Source organism: Arthrobacter sp. LjRoot78 (genome assembly GCF_964254335.1).
In the GTDB taxonomy this organism is placed as follows: domain Bacteria; phylum Actinomycetota; class Actinomycetes; order Actinomycetales; family Micrococcaceae; genus Arthrobacter.
Window position 1 is genome coordinate 3,479,097 of sequence record NZ_CAXUTG020000001.1, and the last position, 13,938, is coordinate 3,493,034.

A 13,938-nucleotide genomic window follows, 5' to 3' on the forward strand; every position below is an offset into this window, starting at 1 on the left:
ACTCCTAACAAAAGGTCACTCGTGAAGGGTGGCAGCGCCGCGGTCCTACCGGGGTGGCGCCACCCTTCACTGTTGCAGGGGCCTCAGCCCTTGGCGGTGATCAGTGCCTTCTGCAGGAGGGGTACCAGCTTGGAGTTCCGGCCCCAGACGGGGTCGAAGATTTGCAGTTCCCAGCACTCGGCCAGCGACTTGGCCAGGGTCTCGTTGGTCCAGTCCGTGTAGGTCTCGTGGGCGTAGGAGGGGCCGCCGGAGCTGCCCAACCAGGTGAACTCCCTGGCGCCGTCCAGCGTCACGCAGATCTGCCCGTTGCCGGATTCGCCCGGAGGGAACACCAGCACCACCAGGTCCGTTTCCACCAGGACTGCCGAGATGACGGCTGCCGACTGTTCGGTGCAGCGGCCGGTCACAAAGGCGCGCTGCCCGTGGCCGCTGGACATCTCCGCCCCGGGCTGTGAGTCGTCCGTGAGGAAGCCAAGCCGGTTGATCGCGGCCAGGGCTTCGCTCATGGGGCCGTTCTCGCCGGCGTACTGCGGCGCGGCATAACCGGGCACGTAGCTGAGGGAACCCTCAAGCCAGCGGGCGGTCAGTTCGCAAGCGCCTTCAAGCGTGGTGCAGTTGCGCCACGCGTCCTCGTCGGGGACACCTTCAAACATGCAACTATCTCCTTAAAGTTCCCCCAGTAGTCACAAGCAGAATGTATCACTGCTCACAGTGGTTACGCTTGGTCACTTGTGTAACACGACGTGGAGTTCAGTGACTAGCGGCGAGTGGCCACCGCCCCGTAGCGTGCCGTCCACGAAATGCGGCCGCCCTGGAAATCCTGCGCTGTGCCGCCGCCGAAGGCGTACTCGCCGGTTGTGGGGTAGCCCAGCCACCCGTTCTCCCACCCCTGGGACGCGTACAGCGCACGGATGGCACCGCGGTTGACCTGCGCGCCGGTATTCGGGGACCAGTAGATGGTGCCGCCTTGGAAGGACTGGTACGCCCCGCCGTCGCGCAGTCCCCGCACTTCATCTGTGGTGGGATACCCCAGGTTCCCGTTCTCCCATCCCTGAGCCGCGTATGCGGAACGGATGGCACCCGTGTTCACGTGTGCCCCCGTGGACGGGGACCAGTAGATCGTGCCACCTTGGAAGGACTGGTACGCGCCGCCGTCGCGCAGTCCGCGGACCTCATCTGTGGTGGGATACCCCAGGTACCCGTTCTCCCACCCCTGAGCCGCATATGCGGAACGGATAGCACCCGTGTTCACGTGTGCCCCCGTGGACGGGGACCAATAGATCGTGCCGCCCTGGAAGGACTGGTACGCCCCGCCGTCGCGCAGTCCGCGGACCTCATCAGTCGTCGGGTAGCCGAGGAAGCCGTTCTCCCACCCCTGCGCAGCGTAAACAGCCCGGATGCCGCCGGTATTGATGTGCGCCCCCGTGCCCGGGGACCAGTAGATGGTGCCCCGTTCGTAGTCACGGTAGATGCCGTTGTCCCGGCCGTTGCCCACCTCGGGACCCTTGGGCAGCCCGAGGACCGCGGCCCCGCCGGCTGCCTGGTACTTCGTGTCGATGGGGTTCGCTGCGGTGACGGGGGCCGAGGTATAGGAGACGCTGTTGCCGAAGAAGCGGCTGGCGGTCACTGCCACGGTCAGCGCTGCGCCGAGGTCCGCCGACTGCAGCTGGTAGCTCGCGGCCTGCGCTCCCGGGATGGCGGTGCCGTTCCGATGCCACTGGTAGGAAAAGTTGACGTCGCTCGGTGTCCAGTTGCCGGCGACGGCGGTGACGGAGTTTCCCACGACGGCCTCACCGGCAATCGACGGGGTGCTTCCGGTGATTTGCCGGTCGGGCTGGAAGCTGAGCGCGGCTGTTGCGTCCAGCACGCCGCTTCCGCAGGTCTTGGTGACACACGCCCAGGTGTACTTTTTTGACGTCGCCTCCATCCTGGCTTCCACGTTGGCCGGTGTGGCCAGGTTCCCCAGCCGGGACATTAGCAGGGCCGCCAGTCCGGAGGCGTGCGGGGCGGCCATGGAGGTTCCTTCGGAGATGGCATAGGTTTCCGCTCCGGGACCCTGCGTGCCCGAGTTCCCTGCCACCGCGATTCCGTCCGCGCTGGTCTGGGTCATGTCGCCGCCCGGGGCCGCGACGTCCACGGCGGTCCCGTAGTTGGAGTATGGCGCCAGGAGGCCGGTGCGGGCCACAGCGGCAACGGAGATCACGTTCTGGCAGTTGGAAGGGGTGGAGTCCGAGGCCTGCATATTCTGGTTGCCGGCCGCCGCCACCACGGCCGATCCTGAGTTGAAGGCGAAGTCCACTGCGTTCTGCAGCGTTGGCGAGCATGGCTGAATGGCACCGAGGCTCAGGTTGATCACCCGGGCGGGGGTGGGGTTTGAGGGCAGTCCGGCGATGCTTCCGCCGGCCGCCCAGATGACGCTGTCCGCGATGTCGGACAGGTATCCGCCGCACGGGCCCAGGGCGCGGACCGGGAGGATCTTGGCTTCGGGCGCCACTCCCGTGAGGCCTTTGCCGTTGTTGGCGATGCTGGCGATGATGCCCGCAACCCGGGTGCCGTGCCAGGAGGACGGGCTGGCCGGGGCACCGTCCCCGCACAGGCCGGCGGCGGTCCAGTCGCCCTCGTCCCGGGGGTTGGCGTCCCGGCCGTCGGAGTCCCGGGAATAGGAGGGGTCGGACATCATGTCGTAGCCGGGCAGCACGTTGGCGCTCAGGTCCGAGTGGCTGGTTATCCCGGTGTCCACCACGGCCACCACTACTCCGGCGCCTTTGCTGGCTGCCCAGGCCCCCTCCAGCCGCATCGCTCCGGCGGAATTCAGGAGCGACCACTGCTCTGGGTACAGGGGATCGTTCGGGGCTGCCGCAGCGTGCATCCGAGTGTCCGGTTCGGCGTATTCGACGGCGGGATCCGCCTTGAGCGCTGCCAGCGCCTTGTCGGTTTCACCGGCTGTAAGCACGCGTGCGGCGCGCAGGACGCGTGCGCCTGCAGCAGTTCCGTGGACATCGTCCATAGCGATGCCAAGGCTTTCGGACGCCTTGGCCTTCGACTCCGCCCGGAGGGTTGAGCCGGCAGCTGCCGTGTCCTTGTATTTCACGATGAACTGGTCGGTTGCGGTGCCCGGGCTGGCAGCCGGTGCCGTCGGCGTTACAACCACCTGTGCCGCGGCAGCCGGAACTGCGGCTACCGAGCCGCACACCAGTGCCAGAACACCGGTCATGAGGAGATGGGCTGACAGACGTGTGCGCAGCGCAGGAAGCATCGGAAAGTCCTAGGGGCCAGGCGTCGACCCCCCAGGAGCCGGACCGCGGGAAATGGAGACCGCGGAATCCGCGTCAAGCATGAGTGTAATCCCTCGACAACTGGGGCAGCGTCTACTGGGTCAGCTCGCGCCAGTGGGAAATAAACCGCTCGGCAATGAGGTTGTGCCCCGCGGCGTTGACATGGGCGCCGTCGGTGTAGAAGGTGCCGCTGTTTTCCGCGTTAAACCACTGCTCGCCGGAGGCATCAATGAAGGGGACGCCGGTGGCGGTGGCCGCGGCACTCACCGCGGCGTTGGTTTGCTTGAGGGTAGAGGCCAGTGGCTCGGGGGCGGAGGGGCCCATGATCACGATATCAATCCCCGGCCATAGTTCCCGCGCCTCAGAGACGGTGGCCTCCACGGCCGCGGTCACCCGGGCATCATCCCGGAGCAACGCGTCGTTCTGGCCGCCTTGCAGGACAAGAACGTCCGGCGTAAATGTCTGCTCGGCCGCGATCGACCGGAGCCGGACGGAGAACTGCTCCCCCCGCTCATTGCTGGCTCCGCCGCCCCAGGCGAATCCGGTGCCCGGAATGCCGTCAATCATGATGGCCGGACTCATGAGCGATCCCGCGACGTGCGCCCATCCTTCGCTTTCTGTTTCTGCTCCCCAGCCTGCAGTGTAAGAGTCACCCACAATCAGAACCCTTGGATTCTCCGGCAAGTCGAACTTGGGCGTTGCCGGTGCGGTTGACGTCGGGGACGCCGACGGCGACGGCGTCGGGTCCACGGTTAAGGCGGCCGCACCCGACGGCGCGGGGAAGGCGATTTCCGGTGGCCGCGGGGTCAAAGCCAACGCCGCCACCCACACTGCCGCCACAGCCAAAACCGCCAAGCCGGCGTAGGCTGCCCACTCAGGCCTGCCGTTCGGGGCCCGTCCCCCGCGATTCTTCTTCACCGAAGTTCTCCCCTATTTCACCGGACGAACCCTACACATGGGGCTACGGGACACCCTTAGTGGTGCGCCTGGGTTTCCTGCAGTCGCTTGATGAACCAGCGGGACTGCTCCGGTCCGTACGGCAGCACCGGGATCGCCTTGGTGGCATCGCTTGGGGTATCGCGGATGGACTGGATGGCCTGGCGGACGGCGGTGGACATGGTGTTGGCCATGGTTTTCACGAACTGGTCGCTGCAGGGTTCACCGTGGCCCGGGATGAGGAATTCGTAGCGGTGCCGCAGGGCGGAGATGTGCCGCAGGGCGTCGGCCCATTCCTCCGGGAAGGCGTCCTCGAAGGACGGGTGCGAGCCCTGCTCCACGAGGTCACCGGCATACAGGGTGGTGGACGTGCCCACAAGCAGGTCGCCGTCGGTGTGGCCGCGGCCCAGGTAAAAAAGGGTGACGGTCTGGCCGCCGAGGTCCACCAGCACGGGCTGGTCCTTCACGATCGCGTTCGGGACCACGAGCTCGGCGTCGGCTCCTTCGCCTGCTGCCATTTCCGGCTCCAGGCCGGCGACCATGCGGCGCTGCCGGTCACCGTTTTCCTCGATCTCGCGTGCACAGTTCTCGTGGGCATAGAACTCGGTCACGCCCTCGTCCGCGAAGACAGCGTTGCCGAAGAAGTGGTCGTAGTGGGCGTGAGTGTTCACCACCACCAACGGCAGCTGGGTCTTTTCGCGCACAGCAGCCAGGATTTCCCGGCCCTGCCGGGGTCCCCCGCCGGTGTCGATCACCATGGCGCGTTCGGCGCCGACTATGAGTCCGGTATTGAGCTTCGAGCCTTCGGTGGCCAGCACATAGTTGCCTTGGCCGACCTCCATCCATCGCGACATTCTGTTCTCCGTATTCATGCGTTCCGGCGATCTTAGGCCTCGATTCTACCCACGCCTTGCTGGTGGAAGCCTGAGGAAATGCGGGCGGCGGCGGACCAAAACAGCGGTCATCGCCATGTCCGGCGCGGGCGAGAAACCTGTACGGTACTTCAGTTGCCCGGCCCAGGATGCGGAGACGCCGGCATGGAATCCGGAACGTCCCTGGAGCGGATGGTGTTCTTCAGCGACGCCGTCTTTCCCATCGCCCTGACCCTGCTGGCCCTGAACCTGAAACTGCCCGAAGGCACCGCGGCCGCACAGCTGGACGGCGCCCCGTTACCTTTTTCGTAGCCCGTTCCTGTTGCAAGATGAGCGTGTGCTGGCCTGCCGGCCCCGGCATGATTGCCGCCCCCCAGTAGTCAATGATCCGGGGGTGTTGTCACCGGGGTCCGGCAGGTGCCGGAGAGACCGCTAATAGAGGCAGGACAGTTTTGGGATCGTCGTGCGTAACGTGGATGCCGGGCTCGGACACCGAGGACAGTCCAGCACAGGTATCAGCTGCTGCGACTGGGAGTTACAGGTGATCGGAAACCACGAAAGCATTGATGTCTTCATCGGCCTGGACGTCGGCAAGGGCGAGCACCACGCCGCCGTTGCCGCGGACCGGGCCGGAAAGAAGCTCTTCAACAAGGCGTTACCCAACGACGAGCTCAGGCTGCGCGAGATCCTCAACTCCCTAAAAGCGCGGCCGCGTTCTGCTGGTCGTTGACCAGCCAGCCACGATCGGTGCACTCCCCGTCGCGGTCGCCCAGACCGCCGGTGTCACCGTCGGATACCTTCCCGGGCTGGCGATGCGCCGGATCGCGGACCAGCACCCCGGCGAAGCGAAAACCGACGCCCGGGACGCGTTCATCATCGCCGAAGCGGCCCGGACCGTGCCCCACACACTGCGGTCCATCCAGATCGCCGACGAACAACTCGCCGAACTGACCATGCTCTGCGGCTTCGACGACGACCCGGCCAAACATGCCACCGCGACATCGAACCGGATCCCAGGCCTGCCGACCCAGATCCACCCGGCACTGGAGCGTGTCCTCGGCCCGCGCCTGGACCACTCTGCCGTGCTGGATCTGCTGCGGACCTGGCCGACCCCCGAAGCCCTCCGCCATGCCGACCTGCCAGGATCGGGAACCGGCTCAAGAAGCTCGCACCCAGAATGGGTGAACGCCTTGCCGGGGCGCTTTGCGTGCCATTAGTGCCCCGGCCGCAGCTTTGAAGCCAATGGCAGGGAACAGCACAACGGCGGCAACAACCGACAGGACGATCCAGCCAAAATCCTCTGGGCTGAGTCCTGTGGGGCGCTCCGGGCGCGAATTCCGCCACCGCCCGTCATGCATCAGTGTGATCATGGCTCAAGGCTATGTACTGGACGCCCGCCTGCACCTCAGTAGCCAGTACTTGTCTTTAGCCTCACGCGACACTTGCTTGTACTGAGCAGCGATACGCTAACTGATCGCACGGCCACCCAGCGCAGGACGGTTGGCCGCTCATACATGAGCTTCAGGGCCGCCTCTTAGCTCCGCAGCGATTCCTGCGGGGGCCCTCAGGTTTGGGGCGGCCCAATCCGCACTCCAGCCAAGCACCTTCACATTCTTGCCCGCATCTCCTCCACGGCCGGAACCGGCGTGGAGCGGCTCCTCATCGGAAGGATTCTGAACTCGAACTGGCACCCCGTATTCGTCAACGGCACGCCGCGCAGCTACGGGCAGCTCGACGCAAGTGATGGCAGCTACCTCATGGAGGCTACCTCGTCGCCGCGTTCCACTTAGGCCCAGGGCGCGACTGCCTCGGCGATATCCAGGCCGCCGGAGCGTGCCGTCGCTGAACTAGAAGGCATTCCTGTCGTTGTGCGCGGCCAGCACTGACTATTTCACATTCGCCACTCTGGGCACTCTCGACCCTCCACTCTCTCTGAGTAGCCATGTGCCTCACCCAGGTACTTGCTACCCAAAAAGACACGTAACTTGCACGGTGTTTTAAGCCATTTCGAGGAAATAGCTTCTAGCCATGGCTATCGAGATTGGCAAAGAAGATCAGCCGGTGCCCAAAACGGGTACCGGCGTAAGGCGCCGTGGGCTTCTCAGCTTCGGAACCCTAATGGCTGCAGTCACTGGCGCTTCCGCCGTGGCAGCTCTCAGTGCGAGCAGCGCCGAAGCCGGCCCGGGCGATAAGACGCCGTCCACCGCGTACATTCCCACATCCGAGAAGGGCAGCCCTTCGGGGGTGGCAGCTTTGGACGGTGGGGCGAAGATCCTACCTTCGCAGCTTCCTGACCTTTCTGCCACTTATGGCCCTCTGCGCACCTTCGATGTGCAGCGCTACGGAGCTGTCGGAGATGGTACGACCGACGACACGGCAGCAGTGCAGTCAGCTTCCACTGCTGCTGCTGCGATGGCGACCCTCGGGGGCCGCGCACAGGTCAAATTCCCGGCAGGCCACTACAAGATCACGTCACCGATCACTGGCATTGTGTCGGGAATGACCATAGCCGGCGACGGGAAGCTGACCACCCGTGTCAGCTACACCGGCACCGGAGTGCTTTTCGACCTCGGCACATTCACTACGAACCCCGCGAACGTGTGGCAGGGGAAGGTCAGCTGGGTGACCATAGAAAAAATGTGGATCGACGTTCCGGGAACTTCCTTCGCAAACGAAGGCACCCGTGCGGGAGCGGCTATCCGCGACAACGGCGGCGGCTCCCATAAGCTTCACCAGATCAAAGCCTCCGGTTTCGCCGTAGGCTTCAACGCATCCTACGGGTCCGATTTCACCGTCATCGAAGAGTGCGACTTCTGCTACAACGACATTGGCGTTTACATGGGCCCCGGCTCACAGCAGGTGACCATGAGCAAGACCCAGTTCTACGGGAACCGGGAAGGACTTGTGATTGAGCGGTCCATCCAGGGTGCCGTGCGGGACTGCCAGTTCATCGACTCGAAGAGTTCGGATATCACGGCAGTCTTCACCTCCACTGGTACCCGGTTTGGACTCACTGCGCTCTCCGGGTACAGCCACTACGCATGGAATGTTGAGGACTGCTGGTTTGAGTCGGACGCCAATGGAACGGGCGCCCGCATTGTGCCGCAGCACATCCTCACCTCAGGGGACGGTGGGAGCACGTACCCGCAGTACTTCCGGGTAATCCGGCCGTACCTGGTATCCGGCGGAACGCAGTCGGCAACCACCTCGTTCTGGCGTGTAGAAGCGGGCACCAGGTTCGAGATGGATGGGCTCACGGTTAACGGTCAGCAGATCAAGTACGCCGTTGACATAGCCTCCGGACAGTTCCCGAAATTCACTCAGCGCAATACCCGGCAAGTGGATGGCTACACAGGCCTTGTCCTCTGGAACGGCGGCATATCAGCGGACACTACGTATGCGGAGCCAGTAGCGAACGGTCCACGGCAGGGCCGTTCTGCGGGCTACCAGATCGATAAGGTGCGGGTCATTGGGGACACTCAGGACCGCTGGCAAATGTATGGCGACGGCAAGCAGGCGTGGGGTTCCGGCACGGCGTCGTCTGACGTGTTCCTCTATCGGAACGGCGTAGGGGTTCTTCAGACTGACGGCGCATTCAAGGCCGGCGCCATCGTGTCGGCCAACCAGCTGGCAAGTGGCGAAGCCGTTCTTGACCGTTTCGTCGGAGCGCACGACAACACGCCCACGATTGGCTCCGGCTTTATGCTGATGACCTATTTCACGGCTCAGAAGACGGAATCCATCACTCAAGTCAAGGCTGCAACAGGCAATACGGCCTACGCCGCGACCCCAACCTTATGCAGGTATGGCATCTTCAGTGTCGCGGGAGACGGCAGCTTGACACTGCTAGCCTCCACACCCAGCGACACCACGATGTTCGCGGCGGCCAACACCACCTACACCCGGACACTCACCAGCACCTTCAGTAAGGTGGCCGGCGTCCGGTATGCCGTGGGCGTTCTCGTGGTTACAACGGCGGCGACAGGGACGTTCCAGGGGTACAGTGCGCTAAGCAATGCCACGTCAGACTTCGCCCTTGGTCCGCAATTGAGCGCCGCCGTGTCCGGGCAAACGGACCTGCCATCAACAGTTACAGCAGGGAACGCCCAAGTCACAACGCGAGTCCCTCAGTTCTTGCTCCTCCCGTAACGGGTGGATTACGGTGCACTATGACGGGCATCCCGTAGCAGCGGCCTTTCGTGAGTTGGTCGTTCGTGCGGAAGCCGGCGACGGCCTCAAGTAGTTTCCCACGGCCCAAGTGTTGGGCTCCATAGGACCGGTTATGTCCGTGGAAAAGTAAGGACGAAGCCAAGACGTTCGAGCTGGACCGGCTGGAGCTCGGCTCCCTCATACAGACGGCACGGGCACCCTCGCCCACCGACGCGGCCCTCATACCCCTCATGGGCATGCTCGGGCTCCCAGTCTCCAAGGCTAACGCGGTTCGGATCGAGGACTACCAGCAGGTGGAGCGCGGCCACGGTTGTCACCGCCTGATCGGCAAGAGAGGCAAGCCCGCCACAATCCCGATCCCGGTGCCCGTACTGCGAGCCCTCGACGCGGCCGCGGGGAGCGGACGACGGGCCACTGCTGCTCCGACTCAAGAGCGCGGAGCCCATGAACCGCATAGCCGCAGCGCTCGCCGTGGCCCGCCTCTGCAAGGGCGCCGGCATCACCAAGACCTTCACCCCGCACGGGCTCGGTCACAGCTTGGACACGGCCTGCCTCGACGCTGGCGTGCCGCTCCGCGACGTCCCAGATCGCCGCCCGACCCAGCGACCCACGGATCACTGCGCGGTATGATCGCCTGCGACACAATCTGGACCGGCACGCAGCGCACCGCAGCGTTCCTCGCTGGAGGAGGGTAAATGGGCGCCCGTTTTGGTGACCATTTTGGTGGCATATACACCAAACAGACCCGCGCCCATACGCGCCTAGGCCGACCTCGAAACCCGGGAAATAAGCGGAATTTCCCCTTAGTGACCTTGCGATGCCAGTCGACGGCGCGCACCCGACGCCCGCGGGCTCAATCGTTTGGACTGGGACTGTGCAAGCGGTCCTGGTCTAGCGGCCGAGCAACCAAGTGCCGATCCCGTAGATCGGCTGGCGGAAGCGGAACCTCACAAGTTCCAGCCTCCGCCAATTGGCAAAATCCGAACGGGCAGGTGCGTGGCCGAAGGTGTCAACGGCGGGGAGGTTCAGCGCTGCAAGAGCCGCCTGCCCCATCGCCAGATGCCCGGTGCTTGTCGGGTGCACACCGTCAACCCAAATCCGGTCACCGTCAAGGGCAGGCGGCTGGATCAGGGTAGCGCCCGACTCGGCAGCGACACGTGCGGCAATAGCCTGCGCGGCGCGGACGCGGCGGCGAAGGAACGGCCCGTACGGGGCCAGCGTTCCAGCGCGGCCCAAGGTGTCCGGGTACTGCATGACGGCCACCCGGTCGGCGCGATCAGCCATCCGTTTGACGATGTTCCGTAGGTCCGCCTCAAGGTCGTCGCGCCGCCACCATCGCCACGAGATGATGTTATTCACGCCCACGTAAACCAGCCCCAGCCTGTAGCGCTCGGCATTGTCAGGCAGAAGATCATGCACCGCGGCGGAAGCGGCACCGGGGCGGGCGTGGACGGTCAGCGGCTCACCCGCGGCACTGGCAACCCACTCCACCCATGAACGGGCTGGCACACCATCAAGCACCAGATCAGCACTGCAAGCGTTCGTGATGCTGTCGCCAACCGCGACAATTCCCCCAGAAGTCATGACTCGATTCTAAAGGCAAGTAAGACCGGATTTGATTCCCTAAATTAGGCTCTAATCAGAACTTTCGGAGCTAGAGGTGGGGCGAACCCGTCAGACTTCCCTATTCGCGACCGCGGAACTACTTGCCGAACCAACACTTGTTTGGGATTCAGGTCATTGCAAATAGCAAAGTTGTCTGAAGGTTGCCGTCTTGCTCGCAGCGACAACCCGGCAGCACCCGTTTTGCCCCAGGTGTTGGCAGCCTTACCGGTCTTGTCAAAAGACGTCAGACCGGTCTTTCGCGCGCTATAATCCCTCCTCTTGCCCGATGAACTATTGCCCCAAACAGGGCACCCTTCCCGCGTGCCGTGGAAGGGGACGATCGGGAGCACAGCGGCAGCGAAATCCTAGTGGTGCGCGCGCGTCTCCTGCAGTCGCTTGATGAACCAGCGGGACTGCTCCGGTCCGTACGGCAGCACCGGGATCGCCTTGGTGGCATCGCTTGGGGTATCGCGGATGGACTGGATGGCCTGGCGGACGGCGGTGGACATGGTGTTGGCCATGGTTTTCACGAACTGGTCGCTGCAGGGTTCACCGTGGCCCGGGATGAGGAATTCGTAGCGGTGCCGCAGGGCGGAGATGTGCCGCAGGGCGTCGGCCCATTCCTCCGGGAAGGCGTCCTCGAAGGACGGGTGCGAGCCCTGCTCCACGAGGTCACCGGCATACAGGGTGGTGGACGTGCCCACAAGCAGGTCGCCGTCGGTGTGGCCGCGGCCCAGGTAAAAAAGGGTGACGGTCTGGCCGCCGAGGTCCACCAGCACGGGCTGGTCCTTCACGATCGCGTTCGGGACCACGAGCTCGGCGTCGGCTCCTTCGCCTGCTGCCATTTCCGGCTCCAGGCCGGCGACCATGCGGCGCTGCCGGTCACCGTTTTCCTCGATCTCGCGTGCACAGTTCTCGTGGGCATAGAACTCGGTCACGCCCTCGTCCGCGAAGACAGCGTTGCCGAAGAAGTGGTCGTAGTGGGCGTGAGTGTTCACCACCACCAACGGCAGCTGGGTCTTTTCGCGCACAGCAGCCAGGATTTCCCGGCCCTGCCGGGGTCCCCCGCCGGTGTCGATCACCATGGCGCGTTCGGCGCCGACTATGAGTCCGGTATTGAGCTTCGAGCCTTCGGTGGCCAGCACATAGTTGCCTTGGCCGACCTCCATCCATCGCGACATTCTGTTCTCCGTATTCATGCGTTCCGGCGATCTTAGGCCTCGATTCTACCCACGCCTTGCTGGTGGAAGCCTGAGGAAATGCGGGCGGCGGCGGACCAAAACAGCGGTCATCGCCATGTCCGGCGCGGGCGAGAAACCTGTACGGTACTTCAGTTGCCCGGCCCAGGATGCGGAGACGCCGGCATGGAATCCGGAACGTCCCTGGAGCGGATGGTGTTCTTCAGCGACGCCGTCTTTCCCATCGCCCTGACCCTGCTGGCCCTGAACCTGAAACTGCCCGAAGGCACCGCGGCCGCACAGCTGGACGGCGCCCTGTTTGGCGCCCTTCCGGAGCTCTTCGCCTATGCGTTGTCGTTTGTGATCATCGCCAAGGCATGGCTGTCCCACCATTCGGTTTTTGCCCTGGCCCGCCGTTTCAATCCGACGCTGGCCTGGCTGAATCTGCCCTGCTGTTCGTCATCGCCATGCTCCCGGCGCCCACGTCTGTCCTCAGCAAATACGGGGACGTAGCCACCCCATGGCCCAGCATTCTGCACGCCGCCAACATCGCCGCGATCTACCTGCTGATGGCCGTGATCTGGAGCTACGCCCGGCATGCGAACCTCTGGATACGGGATGGCCGCGCACGTGCACCGGCGGGTGCTTAGCGCCCGCTTGACCGTGTCGGTGGTGTTCCTGCTGAGCATTTCAGCGGCATTCATTCTGAACGTGTACGCGCCGCTGCTGTGGCTGCTGCTCCTGCCGGCATCGTGGCTGTCACGCCGGCTGTCCGCCCGGTCCGAGCCCCGGTCGCAGCCCGGCACTCAGCCCCGGCCGCAGGGCGACGGCTAACGCGGGCCGTCGGCGTCGATCCCGGCGAGCAGCTGTTTCAGGGTCCGCTCGTAGCGTTCTTCGCTACCGTAGCGGTTCATGGGACGGCCACCGCCGCGGTGAGCTGAAACTCCGGCGCCGCCGGCGGCAGCTGCACTGCTCCCCCGCCGCTGGCGGCGTCGGCTGCCTCGCGGGCCAGACGAAGGAGGACCAGCCGTAGTTCAGAGCTACTATTCCGCTGAAGGCCGCGACGGTAGCGTCCCCGGTGATGCCTGCACGCTGCAGGATGCGCAGCGCGGCTTTCGCCGATGGGCATGGCGAGCGCTCCCGGATAGGGGTGTCCGATCAGCGGGGTGACAGCCCACGGGTTGTCGCGCAGCATCCGGCGGTGGTTCCGCGCGAACGCCGCCAGGTCCTCCACTCACCTGGAAGTTTCCGGTGGAGCCGTGAACCGCCCCAGGACCTGGTTGAGCAGTGCGTCCACCAGTTCGTCCTTGGTCGCGAAGTAGCGGTAGAGGGACATGGGGGCAACTTCTAGCGCGACCGCGACGGCCCGGACGGTCAGCGACTCGAATCCGGCGTCCGCCACTGGCAGGCCTCATCGCCGGGGCCGTGATCGGTGGAGCACAATGGCTGGCGCTGGGACGTGCCGCCGGCCGGCGCTGGCTCACCGCCACCGCCCTCGACATGGGTGCCGGCAGCGTCCTTGCCGCCGTCGCCACCCGGGCGGGAACCACGATGCCGGCACTCGTCTTGTCAGGGCTGGTCACCCGCGCGGTGGTCGGCACAGCCTAGGGGGTCGCTCTGGGCAGAGGCGTGCGCATCACGGCAGCATGGGCAGCATGGGCAGCATGGGCAGCAACCGTCAGTATGAGCTGGGCCGCCGGCTGGCTGGTCACCACGAATGTGATCGTCGACGCCGAGAACGGGTATGTCGCGTTCGGTTCCAGTGGCGCCTTGATGGCCACGACTGTTACCGGGCTGGTGCTGCGGCGTATCTTCGGCCCTCAATGCTCATGGCAAGCGTCCTGGAAGGCGCCGATCCCCTGCTGCTCAGCCGGGGCTCAACAGTCTGCGTCTTGGCGGCAC

General features: G+C 64.8%; 16 protein-coding genes and 1 pseudogene. 9 read left to right on the plus strand and 8 right to left on the minus strand.

Features of this window, described 5'->3' with window-relative positions:
- Positions 1 to 83: 83 nt before the first annotated feature.
- The 3 genes from ACSQ1X_RS16165 to ACSQ1X_RS16175 all read right to left on the minus strand — a co-directional run bounded on the left by ACSQ1X_RS16165 (position 84) and on the right by ACSQ1X_RS16175 (position 4,025).
- Positions 84 to 653, minus strand: coding sequence for a DUF6919 domain-containing protein (locus ACSQ1X_RS16165; protein WP_436058387.1), 570 nt, complete (start codon positions 651 to 653; stop codon positions 84 to 86).
- 104 nt (positions 654 to 757) lie between these two features.
- Positions 758 to 3,256, minus strand: coding sequence for a S8 family serine peptidase (locus tag ACSQ1X_RS16170; protein ID WP_436058388.1), 2,499 nt, complete (start codon positions 3,254 to 3,256; stop codon positions 758 to 760).
- 112 nt (positions 3,257 to 3,368) lie between these two features.
- The gene (locus ACSQ1X_RS16175; protein WP_436059352.1) at positions 3,369 to 4,025 is read right to left on the minus strand and encodes an SGNH/GDSL hydrolase family protein; all 657 of its coding nucleotides are present in this window, start codon (positions 4,023 to 4,025) and stop codon (positions 3,369 to 3,371) included.
- Between ACSQ1X_RS16175 and ACSQ1X_RS16180 the strand changes: the two genes are divergently transcribed.
- Positions 3,967 to 4,140, plus strand: coding sequence for a hypothetical protein (locus tag ACSQ1X_RS16180; RefSeq protein ID WP_436059385.1), 174 nt, complete (start codon positions 3,967 to 3,969; stop codon positions 4,138 to 4,140). The genes ACSQ1X_RS16175 and ACSQ1X_RS16180 overlap by 59 nt on opposite strands.
- A 109-nt stretch (positions 4,141 to 4,249) precedes the next feature.
- Here the strand turns inward: ACSQ1X_RS16180 and ACSQ1X_RS16185 are convergent, their stop codons facing one another.
- Positions 4,250 to 5,065, minus strand: coding sequence for an MBL fold metallo-hydrolase (locus ACSQ1X_RS16185; RefSeq protein ID WP_436058389.1), 816 nt, complete (start codon positions 5,063 to 5,065; stop codon positions 4,250 to 4,252).
- Between the two features lie 183 nt (positions 5,066 to 5,248).
- On the opposite strand from ACSQ1X_RS16185, the gene ACSQ1X_RS16190 reads away from it, so the two are divergent.
- From ACSQ1X_RS16190 to ACSQ1X_RS16210, 5 genes and pseudogenes are all read left to right on the plus strand, one after another.
- Entirely contained in the window at positions 5,249 to 5,395 is a 147-nt protein-coding gene (locus tag ACSQ1X_RS16190; RefSeq protein WP_436058390.1) for a TMEM175 family protein, read from the plus strand.
- Positions 5,396 to 5,559: 164 nt separating this feature from the next.
- Positions 5,560 to 6,287 (plus strand): annotated as a pseudogene (locus ACSQ1X_RS16195) (IS110 family transposase); the annotation flags it as partial.
- 442 nt (positions 6,288 to 6,729) lie between these two features.
- A complete protein-coding gene (locus ACSQ1X_RS16200; protein WP_436058391.1) occupies positions 6,730 to 6,873 on the plus strand; it encodes a hypothetical protein in 144 nt (47 codons plus the stop codon).
- 328 nt (positions 6,874 to 7,201) lie between these two features.
- Positions 7,202 to 9,232, plus strand: a complete 2,031-nt coding sequence (locus ACSQ1X_RS16205) for a glycosyl hydrolase family 28-related protein (RefSeq protein WP_436058392.1) — start codon at positions 7,202 to 7,204, stop codon at positions 9,230 to 9,232.
- Between the two features lie 438 nt (positions 9,233 to 9,670).
- Complete coding sequence (locus tag ACSQ1X_RS16210; RefSeq protein WP_436059353.1) at positions 9,671 to 9,883, plus strand: tyrosine-type recombinase/integrase; 213 nt, start codon at positions 9,671 to 9,673, stop codon at positions 9,881 to 9,883.
- A gap of 261 nt (positions 9,884 to 10,144) precedes the next feature.
- Here the strand turns inward: ACSQ1X_RS16210 and ACSQ1X_RS16215 are convergent, their stop codons facing one another.
- Entirely contained in the window at positions 10,145 to 10,837 is a 693-nt protein-coding gene (locus ACSQ1X_RS16215) for an SGNH/GDSL hydrolase family protein (RefSeq protein WP_436058393.1), read from the minus strand.
- Between the two features lie 386 nt (positions 10,838 to 11,223).
- Positions 11,224 to 12,039 (minus strand): MBL fold metallo-hydrolase, encoded by an 816-nt coding sequence (locus tag ACSQ1X_RS16220; RefSeq protein WP_436058394.1) that lies wholly within the window; start codon positions 12,037 to 12,039, stop codon positions 11,224 to 11,226.
- Between the two features lie 183 nt (positions 12,040 to 12,222).
- On the opposite strand from ACSQ1X_RS16220, the gene ACSQ1X_RS16225 reads away from it, so the two are divergent.
- Both ACSQ1X_RS16225 and ACSQ1X_RS16230 read left to right on the plus strand, forming a co-directional pair.
- Complete coding sequence (locus ACSQ1X_RS16225) at positions 12,223 to 12,549, plus strand: TMEM175 family protein (RefSeq protein WP_436058395.1); 327 nt, start codon at positions 12,223 to 12,225, stop codon at positions 12,547 to 12,549.
- An 84-nt stretch (positions 12,550 to 12,633) separates the two neighbouring features.
- Positions 12,634 to 12,870 (plus strand): hypothetical protein, encoded by a 237-nt coding sequence (locus ACSQ1X_RS16230; RefSeq protein WP_436058396.1) that lies wholly within the window; start codon positions 12,634 to 12,636, stop codon positions 12,868 to 12,870.
- A gap of 76 nt (positions 12,871 to 12,946) precedes the next feature.
- On the opposite strand, the gene ACSQ1X_RS16235 is transcribed toward ACSQ1X_RS16230, so the two are convergent.
- Complete coding sequence (locus ACSQ1X_RS16235) at positions 12,947 to 13,270, minus strand: hypothetical protein (RefSeq protein ID WP_436058397.1); 324 nt, start codon at positions 13,268 to 13,270, stop codon at positions 12,947 to 12,949.
- A complete protein-coding gene (locus ACSQ1X_RS16240; RefSeq protein WP_436058398.1) occupies positions 13,271 to 13,438 on the minus strand; it encodes a TetR/AcrR family transcriptional regulator in 168 nt (55 codons plus the stop codon).
- 23 nt (positions 13,439 to 13,461) lie between these two features.
- Between ACSQ1X_RS16240 and ACSQ1X_RS16245 the strand changes: the two genes are divergently transcribed.
- Positions 13,462 to 13,644 (plus strand): hypothetical protein, encoded by a 183-nt coding sequence (locus tag ACSQ1X_RS16245; RefSeq protein WP_436058399.1) that lies wholly within the window; start codon positions 13,462 to 13,464, stop codon positions 13,642 to 13,644.
- The last annotated feature ends 294 nt before the right edge of the window (positions 13,645 to 13,938 follow it).

Coding starts and splice junctions, on each gene's coding strand:
- ACSQ1X_RS16165 (WP_436058387.1), bottom strand. CDS start 653: ATGTTTGAAGGTGTCCCCGACGAGGACGCGTGGCGCAACTGCACCACG.
- ACSQ1X_RS16170 (WP_436058388.1), bottom strand. CDS start 3,256: ATGCTTCCTGCGCTGCGCACACGTCTGTCAGCCCATCTCCTCATGACC.
- ACSQ1X_RS16185 (WP_436058389.1), bottom strand. CDS start 5,065: ATGTCGCGATGGATGGAGGTCGGCCAAGGCAACTATGTGCTGGCCACC.
- ACSQ1X_RS16190 (WP_436058390.1), top strand. CDS start 5,249: ATGGAATCCGGAACGTCCCTGGAGCGGATGGTGTTCTTCAGCGACGCC.
- ACSQ1X_RS16205 (WP_436058392.1), top strand. CDS start 7,202: ATGGCTGCAGTCACTGGCGCTTCCGCCGTGGCAGCTCTCAGTGCGAGC.
- ACSQ1X_RS16215 (WP_436058393.1), bottom strand. CDS start 10,837: ATGACTTCTGGGGGAATTGTCGCGGTTGGCGACAGCATCACGAACGCT.
- ACSQ1X_RS16220 (WP_436058394.1), bottom strand. CDS start 12,039: ATGTCGCGATGGATGGAGGTCGGCCAAGGCAACTATGTGCTGGCCACC.
- ACSQ1X_RS16225 (WP_436058395.1), top strand. CDS start 12,223: ATGGAATCCGGAACGTCCCTGGAGCGGATGGTGTTCTTCAGCGACGCC.
- ACSQ1X_RS16230 (WP_436058396.1), top strand. CDS start 12,634: ATGCGAACCTCTGGATACGGGATGGCCGCGCACGTGCACCGGCGGGTG.